Below are 758 nucleotides of genomic sequence, written 5' to 3'. Positions count from 1 at the left end.
TACTCAGAACACTTTCTTAAATGGTTTCACTGAAACGTGTTCATAGACTCCTGCCGCTACGTACGGGTCAGCATCGGCCCAGGCCTGAGCTGCTTCCAGCGATTCAAATTCAGCAATAACGGTTGAGCCAGTAAATCCCGCAGCCCCTGGATCGTTACTGTCTACCGCTGGCATTGGACCAGCTGTCAACAAACGACCTTCATCATGCAGTAACTGTAAACGTGCTAAATGTGCCGGACGAACGGAAAGGCGTTTTTCGAGGCTATCAGCTTTGTCTTGAGCGTAAATAACATACAACACGGGCACAACTCCTTGTTCGGGAAAGTTGTAAAGTACGTTATTTGAAAGGGCGAAGATCTGCAACGGAAAGATGATGTCTTTGTTAAGGTCATGCATAAAGTAAGGGTAATTACGCCAAAAATGACATTTTCACTGATCCTGATCGTCTTGCCTTATTGAATATGATTGCTATTTGCATTTAAAATCGAGGCCTAGTTTTTCTACTGAAATGATTATTACTTCAATAACCATTGAATAAAGTCTATTCGGTTTTCTTTAGATGTTCGCCTCACATAATCTTCAAGTGATGTTCCTTACATCTCCCTAGAGCGTTAAGATAGTTAACTGATTGAGTTTTCAGGGTATGAAAGGATGAGCAACACTACTGATTGGGGAAGCATGATAGCCAACATAGTTATGGCTACTACCGCTGTCTGGGCTGCATTCAAAGCTAATGACTGGTTTAAAACCAAGCGTCT

At 42.5% G+C, this 758-nt stretch carries 1 protein-coding gene; it reads right to left on the bottom strand.

All coding sequences use genetic code 11. The features are described 5' to 3' along the window. Positions 1–3 precede the first annotated feature (3 nt). A complete protein-coding gene (locus tag ACUU1M_RS20400; RefSeq protein WP_000967595.1) occupies positions 4–300 on the bottom strand; it encodes a YciI family protein in 297 nt (98 codons plus the stop codon). Positions 301–758 lie beyond the last annotated feature (458 nt).

The organism is Shigella sp. SIG6 (assembly GCF_053555815.1).
Note: the sequence above shows the minus strand (reverse complement) of the source record. Positions and strands in the feature narration are given on the sequence as shown.